16 protein-coding genes are annotated in these 14,630 nt (G+C 59.8%); 9 read left to right on the top strand and 7 right to left on the bottom strand.

The genetic code is table 11. From position 1 onward, the window contains the following. Positions 1-29 precede the first annotated feature (29 nt). Genes QM647_RS06430 through QM647_RS06420 form a run of 3 tightly spaced genes read left to right on the top strand, consistent with a single transcriptional unit; the run spans position 30 to position 2,271 of the window. Positions 30-653, top strand: a complete 624-nt coding sequence (locus QM647_RS06430; protein ID WP_414994679.1) for a DUF4166 domain-containing protein — start codon at positions 30-32, stop codon at positions 651-653. Between the two features lie 40 nt (positions 654-693). Continuing rightward, entirely contained in the window at positions 694-1,014 is a 321-nt protein-coding gene (locus QM647_RS06425; RefSeq protein ID WP_414994678.1) for a rhodanese-like domain-containing protein, read from the top strand. 54 nt (positions 1,015-1,068) lie between these two features. Further along, positions 1,069-2,271 carry a glycoside hydrolase family 5 protein gene (locus tag QM647_RS06420; protein WP_414994677.1) on the top strand — a complete coding sequence of 401 codons (1,203 nt, stop codon included), beginning with the start codon at positions 1,069-1,071 and terminating at the stop codon, positions 2,269-2,271. Between the two features lie 13 nt (positions 2,272-2,284). On the opposite strand, the gene QM647_RS06415 is transcribed toward QM647_RS06420, so the two are convergent. Continuing rightward, positions 2,285-3,484 (bottom strand): acyltransferase family protein, encoded by a 1,200-nt coding sequence (locus tag QM647_RS06415; protein ID WP_414994676.1) that lies wholly within the window; start codon positions 3,482-3,484, stop codon positions 2,285-2,287. Between the two features lie 206 nt (positions 3,485-3,690). Between QM647_RS06415 and QM647_RS06410 the strand changes: the two genes are divergently transcribed. Both QM647_RS06410 and QM647_RS06405 read left to right on the top strand, forming a co-directional pair. Beyond that, entirely contained in the window at positions 3,691-4,089 is a 399-nt protein-coding gene (locus tag QM647_RS06410) for a hypothetical protein (RefSeq protein WP_414994675.1), read from the top strand. Further along, entirely contained in the window at positions 4,086-4,292 is a 207-nt protein-coding gene (locus QM647_RS06405) for a helix-turn-helix transcriptional regulator (protein ID WP_414994674.1), read from the top strand. Before QM647_RS06410 ends, QM647_RS06405 begins: the two co-directional genes overlap by 4 nt. A gap of 126 nt (positions 4,293-4,418) precedes the next feature. On the opposite strand, the gene QM647_RS06400 is transcribed toward QM647_RS06405, so the two are convergent. The 4 genes from QM647_RS06400 to QM647_RS06385 form a co-directional block, all read right to left on the bottom strand. Next, positions 4,419-4,856 carry a GNAT family N-acetyltransferase gene (locus tag QM647_RS06400; protein WP_414994673.1) on the bottom strand — a complete coding sequence of 146 codons (438 nt, stop codon included), beginning with the start codon at positions 4,854-4,856 and terminating at the stop codon, positions 4,419-4,421. Then, a complete protein-coding gene (locus QM647_RS06395) occupies positions 4,857-5,627 on the bottom strand; it encodes a hypothetical protein (RefSeq protein ID WP_414994672.1) in 771 nt (256 codons plus the stop codon). Positions 5,628-5,632: 5 nt separating this feature from the next. Continuing rightward, positions 5,633-5,848: an alkylphosphonate utilization protein gene (locus QM647_RS06390; RefSeq protein WP_414995214.1), complete on the bottom strand. Its 216-nt coding sequence runs from the start codon at positions 5,846-5,848 to the stop codon at positions 5,633-5,635. An 81-nt stretch (positions 5,849-5,929) separates the two neighbouring features. Further along, positions 5,930-6,385 (bottom strand): hypothetical protein, encoded by a 456-nt coding sequence (locus QM647_RS06385; RefSeq protein WP_414994671.1) that lies wholly within the window; start codon positions 6,383-6,385, stop codon positions 5,930-5,932. 111 nt (positions 6,386-6,496) lie between these two features. Between QM647_RS06385 and QM647_RS06380 the strand changes: the two genes are divergently transcribed. Then, positions 6,497-6,934 (top strand): GNAT family N-acetyltransferase, encoded by a 438-nt coding sequence (locus QM647_RS06380; RefSeq protein WP_414994670.1) that lies wholly within the window; start codon positions 6,497-6,499, stop codon positions 6,932-6,934. A gap of 438 nt (positions 6,935-7,372) precedes the next feature. Here the strand turns inward: QM647_RS06380 and yghU are convergent, their stop codons facing one another. Beyond that, complete coding sequence (gene yghU / locus QM647_RS06375) at positions 7,373-8,353, bottom strand: glutathione-dependent disulfide-bond oxidoreductase (protein WP_414994669.1); 981 nt, start codon at positions 8,351-8,353, stop codon at positions 7,373-7,375. Positions 8,354-8,521: 168 nt separating this feature from the next. Here yghU and QM647_RS06370 point away from each other — a divergent pair, with 168 nt between their 5' ends. Beyond that, a complete protein-coding gene (locus tag QM647_RS06370) occupies positions 8,522-9,148 on the top strand; it encodes an FMN-binding negative transcriptional regulator (protein WP_414994668.1) in 627 nt (208 codons plus the stop codon). A 2-nt stretch (positions 9,149-9,150) separates the two neighbouring features. On the opposite strand, the gene QM647_RS06365 is transcribed toward QM647_RS06370, so the two are convergent. Next, positions 9,151-9,951: an AraC family transcriptional regulator gene (locus QM647_RS06365; protein WP_414994667.1), complete on the bottom strand. Its 801-nt coding sequence runs from the start codon at positions 9,949-9,951 to the stop codon at positions 9,151-9,153. Positions 9,952-10,193: 242 nt separating this feature from the next. Between QM647_RS06365 and QM647_RS06360 the strand changes: the two genes are divergently transcribed. Beyond that, positions 10,194-12,434 carry a TonB-dependent receptor gene (locus QM647_RS06360; protein WP_414994666.1) on the top strand — a complete coding sequence of 747 codons (2,241 nt, stop codon included), beginning with the start codon at positions 10,194-10,196 and terminating at the stop codon, positions 12,432-12,434. A 24-nt stretch (positions 12,435-12,458) separates the two neighbouring features. Beyond that, on the top strand, positions 12,459-14,606 hold the full coding sequence (locus tag QM647_RS06355) for a S9 family peptidase (protein WP_414994665.1): 2,148 nt from the start codon (positions 12,459-12,461) through the stop codon (positions 14,604-14,606). The last annotated feature ends 24 nt before the right edge of the window (positions 14,607-14,630 follow it).

The raw sequence follows: 14,630 nt of genomic DNA, 5'->3' as shown, positions 1-14,630 counted from the left end.
GGCAGGCCCGGTTTGGCCAGGAGGGAGCGATGCAGGCGGTACGCAAAAATGAAACGGCTTCAGGGGATGAAAGCCCGCTTCTGCCAAGGTTGCTGGGGGGCAACTGGTACCGTCTGCATCCTTCCGTACGCGCCCGCTTCGCGCATGAGCCGGAAAAGCCCGTCCTCTACGAAGGCGTGATGGAGACCGTTTATTGCTCGAAGGCCGGCTGGCTGTTCGCGCAGCTGACACGCCTGATCGGCAATCCTTTGACCGCCCATCGCGGACATAATGTGCCCATGCAGGTCCTGCTCACCAGACGCGAGGGCGGCGGCGTCTGGTGGCAGCGCACCTATGGCTTTGCCCACCCCTTTACGGTCATTTCCGCCAAACGCGCGAACACGAAAGGCCAGCTTTGTGAGTATGTCGGGATGGGTTTCGGCATGAGGCTGCGCGTCTTTGCCAGCAATGGCGCTCTGCATTTCGTCAGCGAGCGCTATTTCTGGGAAATCGCCGGCGTGCAGGTGCCCTTGCCGCATTGGCTGTCCCCCGGCGAAACCCATGTCATTCACGCCGATCTCGGTGGCGGCGATTTCCGCTTCACCATCTCGATGGATCATCGCCAGCTGGGTCGCACCTTTTACCAGACTGGCATCTTCCGCCAGAGACCTTAAGCTGCCATATAGGCCGGAAACGCTGTAGAAAGGCTCCACCATGTCCACACCGATCCGCAATATGACGCCCGAAGAGGTCAGCGCCGCCCTGGCCGCCGACGAAATCCTGCTGGTCGATGTGCGTGAGCCGCATGAATTTGCCGACGCCCGTATCGAAGGCGCCGTCAACTATCCCCTGTCGACGCTCGATCCTTCCGCCCTGCCCTCGGCCGAAGGCAAGTATGTCGTGCTGTCCTGTGCTGGCGGCGTCCGTTCAGTAACGGCAGCCCAGCAATGTCAGGCAGCCGGTCTCGATATCCACGACCACCTCGCCGGCGGCCTGCGCGCCTGGGTGGCAGCCGGCTTGCCGGTGGAACGTTGAGCTCTGGCGTTTAAAAGGCGTTTAGGGCAGTCTCCGGCAAAAAAGGGAGCCCCTATGAAACGCCTGTTTGCTCTGCCAGCTTTTGTGGCCGCTTTTCTGGCCGCGCTGGCCCTCTGCCTTGCGGCGCCGGTTCACGCCGCAACGCCGATCACCTTCTGGGACACGCCGCAATATGGCGGCAACAGCTTCAACGAGGCTGTCCCCGACGAGGCCTACTTCCGGGCGCTGAAGGCCACCGGCGCCACCTGGGTGCGGCTGACCTTCTCGAAATGGAAGGGGGAAGGCCGAGATTTCCTGATCGGCAATGCCGATGACTATAAGGGCATTCCGGCCTCAGACCTCGCTACTCTGATCAAATGCCTGGATGCGGCGGAAAGCGCCGGGATCAAGGTGGTGATCGTGCCGCTTTCCCTGCCCGGTGACCGCTGGAGCCAGCAGAATGGCAACAAGACAGACGACCGCCTGTGGAACGATCCGAAATACTGGGACCAGTCTACCGCTTTCTGGCGCGATCTCGCCACAGCACTGAAGAATCATCCGGCCGTGGCGGGCTACAACCTGATCAATGAACCGACGCCGGAAAAGGGCCTGGGGCTCGATGAACACGCCAATCCGGCTGTCCGGCAGGCCTGGTACGCCAAATACAAAGGCACGACGCATGACCTGCCGGACTTCTATGAGCAACTGATCAAGGCGGTGCGTTCCGTCGATCCGGTGACGCCAATCATGGTCGATGGCGGCTGGTACGCCAATGCCTGGTCATTCAGCTATTGGCCAACGCGCCTTTCCGACGACAAAGTGCTCTACGCCTTCCACATGTATGAACCCTATGAAGCGACCAGCGCGCCCAACCTGAAGCGCCAGCCGCAGTTGCGCTATCCGGGCACGCAGGCCTGGCTTGGCGGGGAAAAGGTGAGCTGGGACAAGGCGGTGATGCAGCGCTATCTGGCCGGTCCGTTCGATTGGGCGAAGGCGCATGATGTGCCGGCCAATCGCATGGTGGCGGCCGAATATGGCTGCGTGCGGCAATGGGTCGATTGCGGCGCCTATCTCGGCGATGTGCTCGATACCCTGAACAGCTACCATGCGCACTGGGCCTTTTATGGCTTCCGCGAGGACGGCTGGGACGCCATGGATTACGAGCTGTCGCCCGAGGTGACCCAGGGCCAGTTCTATTACCTGCGTGAACAGGGCAAGGCTGACAAGCTGAAGCGCGGCGGCCCGCTGATGAAGGTGATTGAAGCCCATATGAAGTAAGCTTCTGGCAAGGCTATATCTTCAGGAAGATCTTCTTCAGATAGAAAGGCAGCACGAACAACCAGCAGATGACTAGCACGCCGAAGGCGAACAGGAAGGACATGGCATAAGGGTCATGCACCACGCCCAGTATCCAGCCAGTCACCACACGACTCACACCGCTGACATCGAGAAACACCGAAAACAGCCAGGCAAAGACATAGGCCAGTATGGCATTGGTGCCGAAGACGCGGATCGGCATGGCCCATTTCGTATAGCCCAAGCGGTCCATGACCAGCATCAGGCCGGAGAGGATCAGCATGGCCAGGCCGCTGGTCAGAAACGCGAACGATGAGGTCCATAGTTTCTTGATGATCGGAATCTGGCTATCGAGCGCCAGGGCCACCAGCACCAGCATCAGGCCACACAGGCCCACGCTGCCGACGGCCCTCGCCGGGGTCTGCTTCTGGATCAGCAGTCCGATCAGAATACCGGCCAGGATATTGAAGATCGCCGGAAAGGTCGACAGCAGGCCTTCGGGATCATAGACCACCTGACCGGCTTCATTGGTGCCGCCCTGGTAGATATGCTGCACGCCGGGAATGATACGGTCGATATAGGCCGGCCATGAGCCTTCCGGCCCGAACGAGTCGCCGAGGCCAAAGCCTGGCACCGGGACGGCCTTCAACAATATGGCATAGCCCAGAACCAGCCCCGCCGCCCAGATGGCCAGGGGCCGGGCATGCAGCACCAGACGGCCGGCCGCGACATGGCTGTGCAGCAGGACGAGCCCCGCCGCCAGGGCATAGCACAGGCCAATCCGCTGCAGAACGCCCGGATAACGCCAGTGGGCGAAATCGAAATGCGGCAACAGGTTGAGGAACAGGCCGATGGCGATGAGGATCGCGGCGCGGCACACCACATGGAAGGCCATTTCTTTTTTACCGCCGGCGCCGATCCGTCGCCCCATGGACAGCGTCATGGAAATACCGACACAGACCATGAAACCCGGAAAGACCAGATCTGTCATGGTGAAGCCATGCCATTCGGCATGGTCGAACGGCCCCCAGATATGTGACCAGTCGCCGGCATTATTGGCCAGCAGCATACCGATGATGAACAGGCCACGCAGGATATCCAGCGCTTCGAAACGCTTTACTTTCAGCGCGTTATTGGCTGACTTTTCCGCCTTCGGCTTTTCCCGCTTTTCGAACTTGAGTATCTCGGCCGACATCCGCGCCCCCTGCCTTATCTGTATCGCCGGACACTCTCACAGCTTTCCGCACTTGCCAAGAGCACAGCGGTTTCATCCACATCAGGACCAATAAGACACCAATAAAAATGTAATGCTTACCTGACATTTTTTCACGATGTCAGGTTGACATTACATTTTCCGCATGTAAGGTTCACCTTACATATTCACCCTTATGGAACCGCGCCATGTTGCAAACCCAATCCCCCGCCACCCGATACACTTTCGGCATGATCCTGTGGATGAGCCTCTATGTCGTGGCCATTGTCTTCAACGGTTTCTATTTCCGCCAGCAGACGCCGACCGGTCCCCTGCTCTATACCCTGGCCATCCTGCCTGCCTTGCCCGTTGGTGGATCGATCTGGGTCATCCTGCGCTTCATCGCAAAGAGCGACGAATATGTCCGCTCAGTCATGTCGCAGCGCTTCATCCTCACCACCGGCCTAACCCTGTTCATCTGCACTGCCTATGGCTTCCTTGAGAACTACGCCAATGTGCAGCACTTCGATCTCTACTACGTCTACATCCTGTTCTGGGTCTGCTTCGGCCTGGTCGGTGCGGTCAGCGCCATCAGGGGGCGCGCATGAAACAGATCCTACGTGAACTGCGCACCGAAAAAGGCCTGACCCAGGCCGACCTGGCCAATCAACTGGGCGTCTCCCGCCAGGCCGTCATCGCTCTGGAAACCGACAAGCACTCGCCGTCGCTCGACCTCGCCTACAAGATTTCCGCCGTCTTTGATCGGCCTGTGGAAGACATCTTCGAAAATCCCTATCGCCCACGCAACTGAAGGAGTCCGTCATGTTCCAGCGTTTTTGCCAGTCATTTCACAATGGCAGCCTTTTCAACCGCCCGATGGCCCTGATCGCCATCATCATCGCCATAGTGGCCGCTATCTCGTCAGGTCACCATTGATCTACAGATCGCAGCGAAACTGGATGAAGTCTGTCCGGTCCGCCAGCTTCTCGTAAAGCGCCTGGGCGGTGCGGTTAGCGGCGTCCGTCACCCAGTAGAGCCGCTCGGCGCCCTGTGCCCGGCCCGCCTCGGCCACGGCGGCGATCAGGGTGCGCGCCACGCCCTTGCCGCGTTGATCTTCGACGACGAACAGGTCTTCGAGATAGCAATACCAGTTCCGGGCCCAGCTTGAACGGTGCAGCACATAGGTGGCGAAACCGATAATGCGCCCCTCCGCCTTGGCGACCAGCAGATTGAGGTGCTCGCCCGGCGCCAGCGCCCGCGCGAAGGTCAGGTCGGTGATCTCATCATCGAGACTGTGCTTGTAGAACTCGAGATAGGCACGCCACAGCGGCAGCCATTCCGCCTTGTCTTCGGGTTTCGCCGCGACGATATCCATTTACTCCGCGCCCGCCAGCGCATGGGGCTTGCGCCACAGGGCATAGAGCCGCGTCCCGGCCACTACGGCAATGCCGATCGCGGCGAGGATCACCATCGAAGGTTCATGGTCGCGGTTCTGGTTAGCCACCAGAATCCACAGCAGGGCCCAGCACAGGCCGGCGGCATAGAGGCTGTTCTCCGTCTGCCAGACCATCCGGGCACCAAAAGCAATGAGAGCCAGCAGGAAAACCACGGCCACGGCGGTATTCTGCGGATCGAGCCCGAAACCCGTCCAGATCATCGCCGAGGTGAAGTTGACAAAGCAAGTGGCGGTCAGCCAGCCGGTTACCAGGGCCAGCGGTCCGGCCACCAGAATCTTTTCCTTCAGTGTCAGGTTCAATTCGTGACGCAGCTTCAGGAGCCCATTCAACCCGGCGAAGACCGCTACGAAAATCAGGCAGAAACTGACCCACTCCAGACCGATCGCCGATACCCACATCTGCCATAGCGAATCGATCAGCCAGATGACAATGACGTTCCAGTCGACCGTTTCCAGCGCCACGCTTTCCTTCTGGCGCGGCAGCACCTGCCAGATGGCGGCGATCAGGGCATAGGCATAGATCAGCCCCCACAGCAGGTAGGCGGTCCGGTAAGGCACCAGGGGATGGGAGACCAAGGCCGTCTGCACCTCGACCGGTTCACCGATACCGAGGGCTTCCATGAGGCGCGCGGTCAGGATCTGGCCGATAGCCAGTGCCAGTATCGCAACCGATTGCACCCCACGCCGCATGGCCCCTACGCTTTCTTGACGAATTCCGTCCGCAGAACCAGCCCCTTGACCTTTTCCGCGTTGCACTCGATTTCCGCCTCGTCATAGGTCAGGCGGATATTCTTGATCAGGGTACCGCGCTTGAGAGTCACGCCCCCGCTGCCCTTGACCTTCAGGTCCTTGATCAGGGTCACGCTGTCGCCGTCCTGCAGACGCGTGCCATTGGCATCCTTCACAATGATGTCGTCTTCGTCAGCCACTAACACATGCCCCTAACCAGATATGGTTCTCCGCTATCGTATCACGCCCCTGTCTGCAAATGACTAATCCTTGCAGAATCCTTCATTCGCCGCGACCACGAGGCAATCGTGCTTGTCGGCCAGCCACTTCATGCCGGTCGCCTCGCCATCGCCCTTGTGAATGACCAGGGGCGCACCGTCACGCGTTATGTGGATACCGTCTCCCTGCAACGTGCCCGTAAAGGTGCGCGGGCCGTCGAGGTTGGTGATGACCACCTCGTAATCGCTGCCCGCCGGCGTCACGGTCAGCGAAGTGCCCTCCGGGCCGGTCCACTTGCCGACATAGCCAGTGGCATCCACGCTGGTCATGGCCTCGGCCACGGCCTGGGAAGCAGCCTCAGCGGCGGTGATCGACATGGCCGCCGATTCGGACGCTTCCGATGCCGCGACATCATCGGCGCCCGGCTTCGGCGAACAGGCTCCCAGGGCGACAACACAGCCAATCATGGCCAGGGCGGTGAACACGACATGGCTTTTCATCAATATCTCCATTGCAGGGCCGGTTCTCCAAGGATTAGAACGCCAGAATATGTAAAGCCATTGGGCTTTGCCGCCAGTTAATAAAGGCTCGGTTGGCCTTAAGGAATGATCATGCCCCTCTCCCTTCGTCCGATTACCCATGGCTCCGCCGAATATGCCGCCGTCGTCAACCTGCGCCGCGCCCTGCTGCGCACACCGCTGGGCCTCGACTTTACCTCGGCGCAACTGGCCGCCGAAACCGGCGATATTCACCTGGCCGCCTTTGAGGACGAAGAACTGGTCGGCACCGTTACCCTGACCCCCTATGACGAGACGACCATGAAGCTGCGCCAGATGGCGGTGGATGAATCAGTGCAGGGCCAGGGCGTTGGCGCGCAGTTGCTGGCCGCGGCCGAAGCGGCCGCCCTCGCCGCCCGCCGGACGCACATCACCCTGACCGCACGCGTGACGGCCCAGCCCTTCTATGCCCGCAATGGTTATGAAGCCGTCGGCGACATTTTCGAGGAAGTGACCATCCCTCACATCCGGATGGAAAAGACGCTCGCCTGATTTTTCGATACGATTGAACAAATGCAAGCGCATACAAAGGCCTGTAAAGTAGATATAGTTAATCTCAACACTATTCACAGGCCAACACAGTCATTCTATGCACGCTTATGGAGGTTTGCCGCGTTGACGTAATACGCCGGCGATGAGACTTGTTGTCCGCATTCAGAAAACAGAACCTGCCAGTCAGCGGATTATATTTTCAGCGTGCGAGACCATTTCCTTAGAAAACAGACAACACACCTCCATACAGAAGGGCTGCACGCAAAATGAACATGCGCGTTTCTTTAAGAGGCATTGTCTTTATTTTCAGTGCGCTGCTATGCATGCTCTTCTGGTGGCAAGTCCTGAAAGCCATATTCCCCGTCAAACCCTGCCAGCCAGGGGAAATGGCCTCAGGCAAGAACTGTCCACCACCGCCCTGAGCGCCGCCTCATGCTGTCAGACCGCCGCGAATCCCTCAAGCCTGTTAAAATCAGCCGCTTCGTGTCGCTCCGCCAATCCATCGGCCCTGTTGACAAGGCGGCCACGCCGGACTCCCTCCCTGGCTTCCAGCAGTGTCATCCAGCGGCGAATATGTGAATATTCTTCCGCCGCCAGGAATTCACTCGCCGAATAAGCGCCATTCAGCAAACCGCCATACCACGGATAGATCGCCATATCGGCTATGGTGTAGTCATCGCCCGCCACATAGGTCGTGTTTGCCAGTTGTGTGTCCAGCACATGAAGCTGGCGCTTCGTCTCCATGGCGTATCTATTGATCGCGTATTCAATCTTGAATGGCGCATAGGCGTAAAAGTGCCCGAACCCACCGCCCACGAATGGCGCCGAGCCCATCTGCCACATCAGCCAGTTCATGGTTTCGGCGCGCTTTCGCGGTTCCGTCGGGAAAAAGACACCGAACTTCTCAGCCAGGTAGAAGAGGATGGAGCCGCTTTCAAAAAGTCGTGTCGGCGGGTTTGTCGAATAATCCAGCAGGGCGGGAATCTTTGAATTCGGATTGACCGAAACAAAACCGCTGCCGAACTGATCGCCCTCTCCTATATTGATCAGCCAGGCATCATATTCGGCCTGACTAAAGCCGGCGGCCAACAATTCCTCCAGCAGGATGGTGACCTTTATGCCGTTGGGCGTACCCAGCGAGTAAAGCTGAAGCGGATGCCTGCCGACGGGCAAGGCCTTGTCGTGCGTGGCGCCTGAAACGGGGCGGTTGATATTGGCGAAACGCCCGCCTCCTTGCTTATCCCATTGCCAGACCTGGGGCGGCACATAACCGGCCGGCTGGTTGGTGGCAGGATCGTTATCAGCCATTTTCATACTCCGAAAGCATCCATTATTCTCGTATCGATATGGCGACACATAAATACGACGCAAGACCTGCCGGCAAAGTAAACGGATCAGCTTCGGCCCGCCCCCCTTCATCCGGCCCCTTGACCGGAACTATTGGCCTGAAGGAAAAGATTTTTGATCTTTTTTATAAAGTGATCACCGTCGAAATATGATTTGTTCCTGACGGCTCGCAGGATGGATGGGGTGCGACATCGCTACCCTTCCGATCCCGCTCCCAATATCAATCGTGAAGGATAGACCGTGGATCCCAAACCGGCGAAATACGCGCCTAAATCCGATCAGAATATCATCGATCTCATTTTCAACTTCCCTTTTGCCTGGGTCGTTTCAAATGGCGGCACCTTCAATGCCAGCCCCTTGCCGATCCGTCCGGTTATCGGGAACGGGCAGCTAACGGGCTTTCTGGGGCACTTCGGCCGCAACAATCCGCAGGTCGAACGGCTGCGCGCCGATCCCCACGCCCATATCCTGTTCATGGGAGCGCATGGTTACATCTCACCGTCATGGCTGAGCGACCGCACCCAGGCGCCAACCTGGAACTATGCCAGCGCGGCCTTTGCCTGTGAGCTAGAGCTGATCGAAGATGCCGCCGGCATAGAGGCCCTGTTGCGCGACCTGATCGACTCGCAGGAGGCAGGACGCGAAAATGCCTGGTCACTGGATGATATGGGCGAACGCGCGGCCCGGCTGGCGCGTGGTGTCGTGGGCTTCCGTGCAACGATCACCGATCGACAGGCGACCTTCAAGCTGGGCCAGGACGAAGCCGACCGTGAATATGAGGAAATGATGGCCGTTCTGGACCGCGAGGGCGCAGCAGACCTGGTCGCCGCCATGCGCACCCAGAATCCAGGGCGGCCAGAACGCTAACTCTATTCGCCACCCGGCCTGAGGTGATTGAAATACTGACTGGGCGGCGTACCGAAAGCGCGCTGGAACATGGTGCCGAAAGCGCTCGGGCTGTTATAGCCGACCTCATAGGCCACCGTGGTGACGGACTTTCCCGAAGCCAGCATGGACACCGCCTCGGCCAGCCTGACCTGCTGGCGCCATTCGGAAAAACTCACCCCGGTTTCACGACGAAACGCACGGGTAAAGGTACGCCGCCCCATGCAGGCCACATCGGCCCAGTGATCCAGATCGTCCTCGCTGGCAGGATCGGACATGATGGAGCGGCAGATACGCACAAGCCGAGCATCGGTCGGCATGGGAATATTCAGTGCCGAGGCCGGATGCTCCACGGCTTCGGCAATCTCGTCCAGGATCAGTTCCATGATCCGTGCCTCGCGGCCATTGAGGCTGTATTCGACCGGCAGGTTTCCGGCTTCGATGATCAATTCGCGCAACAGGGGCGATATTTTCAGGCTCATGCACTGCCGCGGCAGGCGGGTATCAGCTTCCGGCTCGACATACAGAGTGCGTAAGGACACATGCCCGCGGCACTGGGCCTCGTGCCGGACGCCGGCGGGAATCCATACGCCTCTCTGGGGGGGAATGGTGAAACTGGCCTCGTCGGTCACGACCGACATGACGCCGGTGGTTGCGTAGACCAGTTGCGCCCGCTCATGACTATGCCAGGGATCTATGAAACCTGGCATGTACTCGTCGATCAGGACGCCAATCGGACGATTGACCTTCTGATAGTCTATACCATGGGTACTGCGTGCAAACATGTGGCCCACTATTGATGATTTTCTAAAAATCGTCTGTAGCGCGCCAGACACAGGGGCGAAATAAATCGGTCATTTGTGTGTCTGCCTTGGCCCGTTCGCTCAAATCAATGACCTCGGCGAAACTGGCGATATCGCAATTCCGTCATACAGTCTTCGATAGTCGTTCTCAGAAATGACACGAAAGAAACGCCGCGCACCGGGAGCGAAAGAACCAAACCGCTGTTTTTAAAGGGGACTAAGACATGCCTGCATCCGCTCACCTGAAGACTGCCTTGCTGGCCGGCGCTGCCTGGCTGGCGATTTCCGCGCCGACCTTCGCCCAGAATGCACCTGAATCGACCACGGCCGATGATGGCGTTATTGTCACTGTCACCAAGCGTTCCGAAAAGGTTCGCTCCGTCTCGGCATCCGTGTCCGCCGTCACCGGCAAGCAGCTGGAAGACATTGGCGCCGACTCCTATGCCGACTATATCCAGCGCGTGCCCGGCGCCGTGTTCAACAACTACATGCCCGGTGTTTCGCACGTCACCCTGCGCGGCATCGCCACCACCTCGGGCAATGCCCAGGGCCAGGGCACGACCGGCTATTACATCAATGATATTCCCCTGACAGAGCCCGGCTGGACGATCGTCGTGCCCGACATCGATACCTTTGATGTCAACCGCGTCGAAGTACTGCGCGGCCCGCAAGGCACCCTGTTCGGTGCGGCCTCGATGGGCGGCGCGGTCAACTACGTCTCCAATGTCGCCAGCACCAAGGGGTTCGACTACAAGATCGAGGGCGATGTCTCCTCGACGAAGAACGCCGATGTCAGCACCGGCATGAAGATCATGCTGAACGTGCCGCTGATCGAGGACAAGCTGGCCTTCCGCGTTGTCGGCTATGCCAGCGACGAGAAGGGCTATCTCGACAATATCGGCGCCGGCGTCGACGGTTCGAACGAGGTCAAGACCACCGGCGGCCGCCTGTCCTTCGTCTATACGCCCTCGGCCGACACCAAGCTGACCTGGCTCAGCCTGTACCAGCAGACCGACGCCGCGGATTCCAGCTACATGATCCCCTCGCTCGGCGACCTGAAGCGCACCAGCGCCCAGCTTGAGCCGGTCAAGACCGACGTCGAGCTGCATTCCCTGCGCGTCGATCACGATTTCGGCTGGGCCACCTTCACCGGCCTGGCCTCCTATGGCACCAAGTCTCAGGAATGGACGATCGATTACACGCCGTATGAAATCTACTACAACGCCGATCTTGACCTTAACCTGACCTCGCCGCTCTATATCAAGGACGGTGGTTCCAGCAAGAACACCACTTTCGAAGCCCGCCTGGCCTCGCCCAAGGGTGATAAGTGGGAATGGCTGATCGGCGCCATGTACTACAAGTCCGACAAGGACCTGACCGAGGTGATCGGGGCCGAAGGCGCGGCGGCGGCCTTCAACCAGTCGTCCTGGGCGAATGACTCTAACGCCGGCTCAGTCATCGCGCCCGATGGCGAGGTCTTCAATGGCTACTACACCACGGTCAAGGGCACCGAGCAGGCCGTCTTCGGCGAGCTATCTTACAACTTTACATCGAAATGGAAGCTGACTTTCGGCGGCCGCCTGTTCCAGACCGAGGTCTATTCGGGCACCCTGCAAGACGGTTTCTCGACCTACAACACCACGACCCATATCGATACGCCGGTCTTCTCGGAATCCACCAGCAAGGATTCCGGCTTCTCGCCGAAGGTGGCCCTGACCTGGAAGCCGTCCGAAGATCTGATGGTCTACGGTCTGGTTTCCAAGGGCTTCCGCTTTGGCTCGCCGAACGTGCCGGGCCTCAGCGCCTATGATATTCCGTCGGGTTCGACCAGTGATGAACTGATCAACTACGAGGTGGGCATGCGTTCGAACTGGCTTGGCAATAAGCTGCTGCTCGATGCGACCCTGTTCTATGTCGACTGGACCGATATCCAGCTGCGCCTGCAGACGCCGGACTACTTCAACTACTCCGCCAATGGCGGTGCCGCGAAGAGCCAGGGTGTCGAATTCGCCGCCACCTGGCGCGCCACCGACCGGCTGGATCTGTCGACCAGCATCACCTACACCGACGCCGAACTGACCGAGGACATGTACATCCTCTACTACGGCACGGCCAAGGCGGGAACGGCCCTGCCGGGGTCTTCAAAATGGTCGGTCGCCAACAGCCTGGCCTACCGCTTCAGCGGGCCGCTGAACCCAGTCTTCACCCTGACGCATAGCTATCTGTCTCGCGGCCTCAGCGATCTCAGTTCGGCGGCGATCGGTTCGCCGAACTATCAGGGTGACTACAACCTGTTCAATGCCCGCCTGAAGATCGATATCGGTGATGGCACCAGCCTCAGCTTCTATGCCGACAACATCGCCGACGAACGCGGCGTGACCCGCCAGGTCAGCGAAGTCAATGGCACCGGCCAGGGCATTATCAAGCCGCGCACCCTTGGCATGCGCGTCACCTGGGGTATGTAAGGAGAGAATCGAGGAGTAACGGGCATGAATCGCAGGGGCTTTCTTTTCACCGCGGCCACCAGCGCCTTTTTGCCCGGACTTTCGTTCGCCAAAAGTGCTGTGCGCCCGCCCGAAACCGCCATGATCCCGAAACGGATCGAGCAGCTCGGGCGGGTGCGCATCGACAACTATGCCTGGCTGCGCGATCCGAACTGGGCCGAGGTCTTTGTCGATACCTCGAAGATGCAGCCGGCCATCCGCCAGCATCTCGATGACGAAAACCGCTACGCCGAGGCCGTTCTGGCACCGACAAAGGCGCGTCAGGCGCAATATGTCACCGCCATGACCGCTATGGTAGGCAAGGCATCGGATACGCCGCCATCACCCGATGGCGACTGGGACTACTACACCTATGTGCGTCCCGGCGAGGACCATGTTGTTCACGCGCGCAAGCCGCGCAACGGCGGCGATGAGCAGATCCTGCTCGATGAGCAGGCCCGCGCAAAAGGCCATGACTATTACCGTACCGAGGACGCGCAGCATTCGCCGGACCACAGCCTGTTCGTCTGGGCCGAGGATCTGGGCGGCGGCGACCGCTTCGATATCGGCATCCACGACCTGACCACCGGCCAGGTGACGGTGACCACCACCACGGATACCTATGGCTGGCTGGGCGTCATCATCTCGCCGTGTTCGCAATGGCTCTTCCGCATTCAGCGCAATCAGTATGGCCGACCAGCGAAGGTGTTTCGCATGCCGGCGCGCGGGGACTGGACCGAGGTGCTGGTCTACGAGGAGCACGACGGCGCCTTGTTCGTCTCGCTCGGCCGCACCGCCTCAGACAGCCACACCACCATCCGCATTTCCGGACCCGATCTCGACGAATGGCGCCTGATCCCGGCTGCGACACCGCAAGCCGATCCCATACTGATCGAACCACGTACGGTCGGCCTGCATTACTGGGTCGAGGAATGGAATGGAAAGCTGGTGCTGCTGACCGATGCCGGCGGTGCGGTCGATGGCCATCTGATGACGACCGATATCGCCGCGCCCGGCAAGGCAAACTGGCATGACTGGGTGGCGGCGGAAACCGGCCGCCACTTCATCACCATTAAGCCTTTCCGCGATCATTTTGTCCTGGTCCAGCGCCTGGACGGCAAGCTGGAAATCGTCGTCATGGCGAAGGATGGCGCCGCGAAAAAGATCGCCTTCGATGAAGCCGCCTATGATGTCTCTCTGGCCGAGACCCAGGAATTTGCCTCCGATACGCTGCGCCTGGTCTATCAGTCGCCAAAGACGCCGGAGCGCTGGCTGGCCTGCAACATGGCCACGGGCGCGCAGACCGTCATCATGGCCTCCGATATCGCCGGCTATAACCCTGATGCCTATGAAGTGCGCGCCCTTTTCGCCCCGGCGCCCGATGGACAACAGGTGCCGCTGACCGTGCTGATGAAGGCCGGAACCAAGCTCGACGGCACATCGCCCCTGCTGATCTATGGCTACGGCGCCTACGGCATTTCCTCCGAGGCCGATTTCTCGATCGCCAATATCGCCCTGGTCGACCAGGGCTGGATCTTCGCCATCGCCCATGTGCGCGGCGGTTCGGAAAAGGGCCGCAGCTGGTTTCTGGATGGCCGCAAGTTCAAAAAGCGCAACAGCTTCACCGATTTCAACGCCTGCGCCGATTACCTGGTTGCCGAGGGATACACCAGGCCGCGCCATATCGTCGCCTACGGACTTTCGGCGGGCGGGCTGCTGGTCGGCGGCGCTCTCAACCTGCGGCCAGAGCTATACGGCGGCGTCATCGCCCAAGTGCCGTTTGTCGATATGCTCAACACCATGTCCGACGCCACGCACCCGCTGGTCCCGGCCTTCCGTCCGGACTGGGGCGACCCGCTGGCCGATCCGCAGGCCTACGACTATATCGCCTCGATCTCGCCCTATGAGAACGTCCACACCGCGGCCTATCCGATGGTGCTGGCCACCGCGGGCGTACGCGACAACCGGGTAAGCTACTGGGAACCCGGCAAGTGGGTGGCGGCCCTGCGGACCCACACCACCACGCGCAAGCCGATCCTGTTCCGCATCAATATGGCCGGCGGTCATCAGAATGCCTCCGGCCTGTCCGATGCCTTCGCGCAATACGCCCTGTTCTGGTCCTTCGCCGAACTGAGTCTGAAGTCCTGGACCTGAAGTCCCTGAAAAGAGTATTTGTCT

The sequence above is a fragment of the Asticcacaulis sp. genome (assembly GCF_047605585.1).
In the GTDB taxonomy this organism is placed as follows: Bacteria; Pseudomonadota; Alphaproteobacteria; order Caulobacterales; family Caulobacteraceae; genus Asticcacaulis.
This window is presented reverse-complemented; position numbering and strand designations above follow the sequence as displayed.

Excerpts from the sequence above, each read along its gene's own strand:
- yghU (WP_414994669.1), bottom strand. The coding sequence starts at position 8,353 with ATGAAGGGGGGCGGGCCGAAGCTGATCCGTTTACTTTGCCGGCAGGTC.
- QM647_RS06355 (WP_414994665.1), top strand. The coding sequence starts at position 12,459 with ATGAATCGCAGGGGCTTTCTTTTCACCGCGGCCACCAGCGCCTTTTTG.
- QM647_RS06420 (WP_414994677.1), top strand. The coding sequence starts at position 1,069 with ATGAAACGCCTGTTTGCTCTGCCAGCTTTTGTGGCCGCTTTTCTGGCC.
- QM647_RS06360 (WP_414994666.1), top strand. The coding sequence starts at position 10,194 with ATGCCTGCATCCGCTCACCTGAAGACTGCCTTGCTGGCCGGCGCTGCC.
- QM647_RS06365 (WP_414994667.1), bottom strand. The coding sequence starts at position 9,951 with ATGTTTGCACGCAGTACCCATGGTATAGACTATCAGAAGGTCAATCGT.
- QM647_RS06385 (WP_414994671.1), bottom strand. The coding sequence starts at position 6,385 with ATGAAAAGCCATGTCGTGTTCACCGCCCTGGCCATGATTGGCTGTGTT.
- QM647_RS06415 (WP_414994676.1), bottom strand. The coding sequence starts at position 3,484 with ATGTCGGCCGAGATACTCAAGTTCGAAAAGCGGGAAAAGCCGAAGGCG.
- QM647_RS06425 (WP_414994678.1), top strand. The coding sequence starts at position 694 with ATGTCCACACCGATCCGCAATATGACGCCCGAAGAGGTCAGCGCCGCC.
- QM647_RS06400 (WP_414994673.1), bottom strand. The coding sequence starts at position 4,856 with ATGGATATCGTCGCGGCGAAACCCGAAGACAAGGCGGAATGGCTGCCG.
- QM647_RS06405 (WP_414994674.1), top strand. The coding sequence starts at position 4,086 with ATGAAACAGATCCTACGTGAACTGCGCACCGAAAAAGGCCTGACCCAG.
- QM647_RS06410 (WP_414994675.1), top strand. The coding sequence starts at position 3,691 with ATGTTGCAAACCCAATCCCCCGCCACCCGATACACTTTCGGCATGATC.
- QM647_RS06395 (WP_414994672.1), bottom strand. The coding sequence starts at position 5,627 with ATGCGGCGTGGGGTGCAATCGGTTGCGATACTGGCACTGGCTATCGGC.
- QM647_RS06430 (WP_414994679.1), top strand. The coding sequence starts at position 30 with ATGCAGGCGGTACGCAAAAATGAAACGGCTTCAGGGGATGAAAGCCCG.
- QM647_RS06380 (WP_414994670.1), top strand. The coding sequence starts at position 6,497 with ATGCCCCTCTCCCTTCGTCCGATTACCCATGGCTCCGCCGAATATGCC.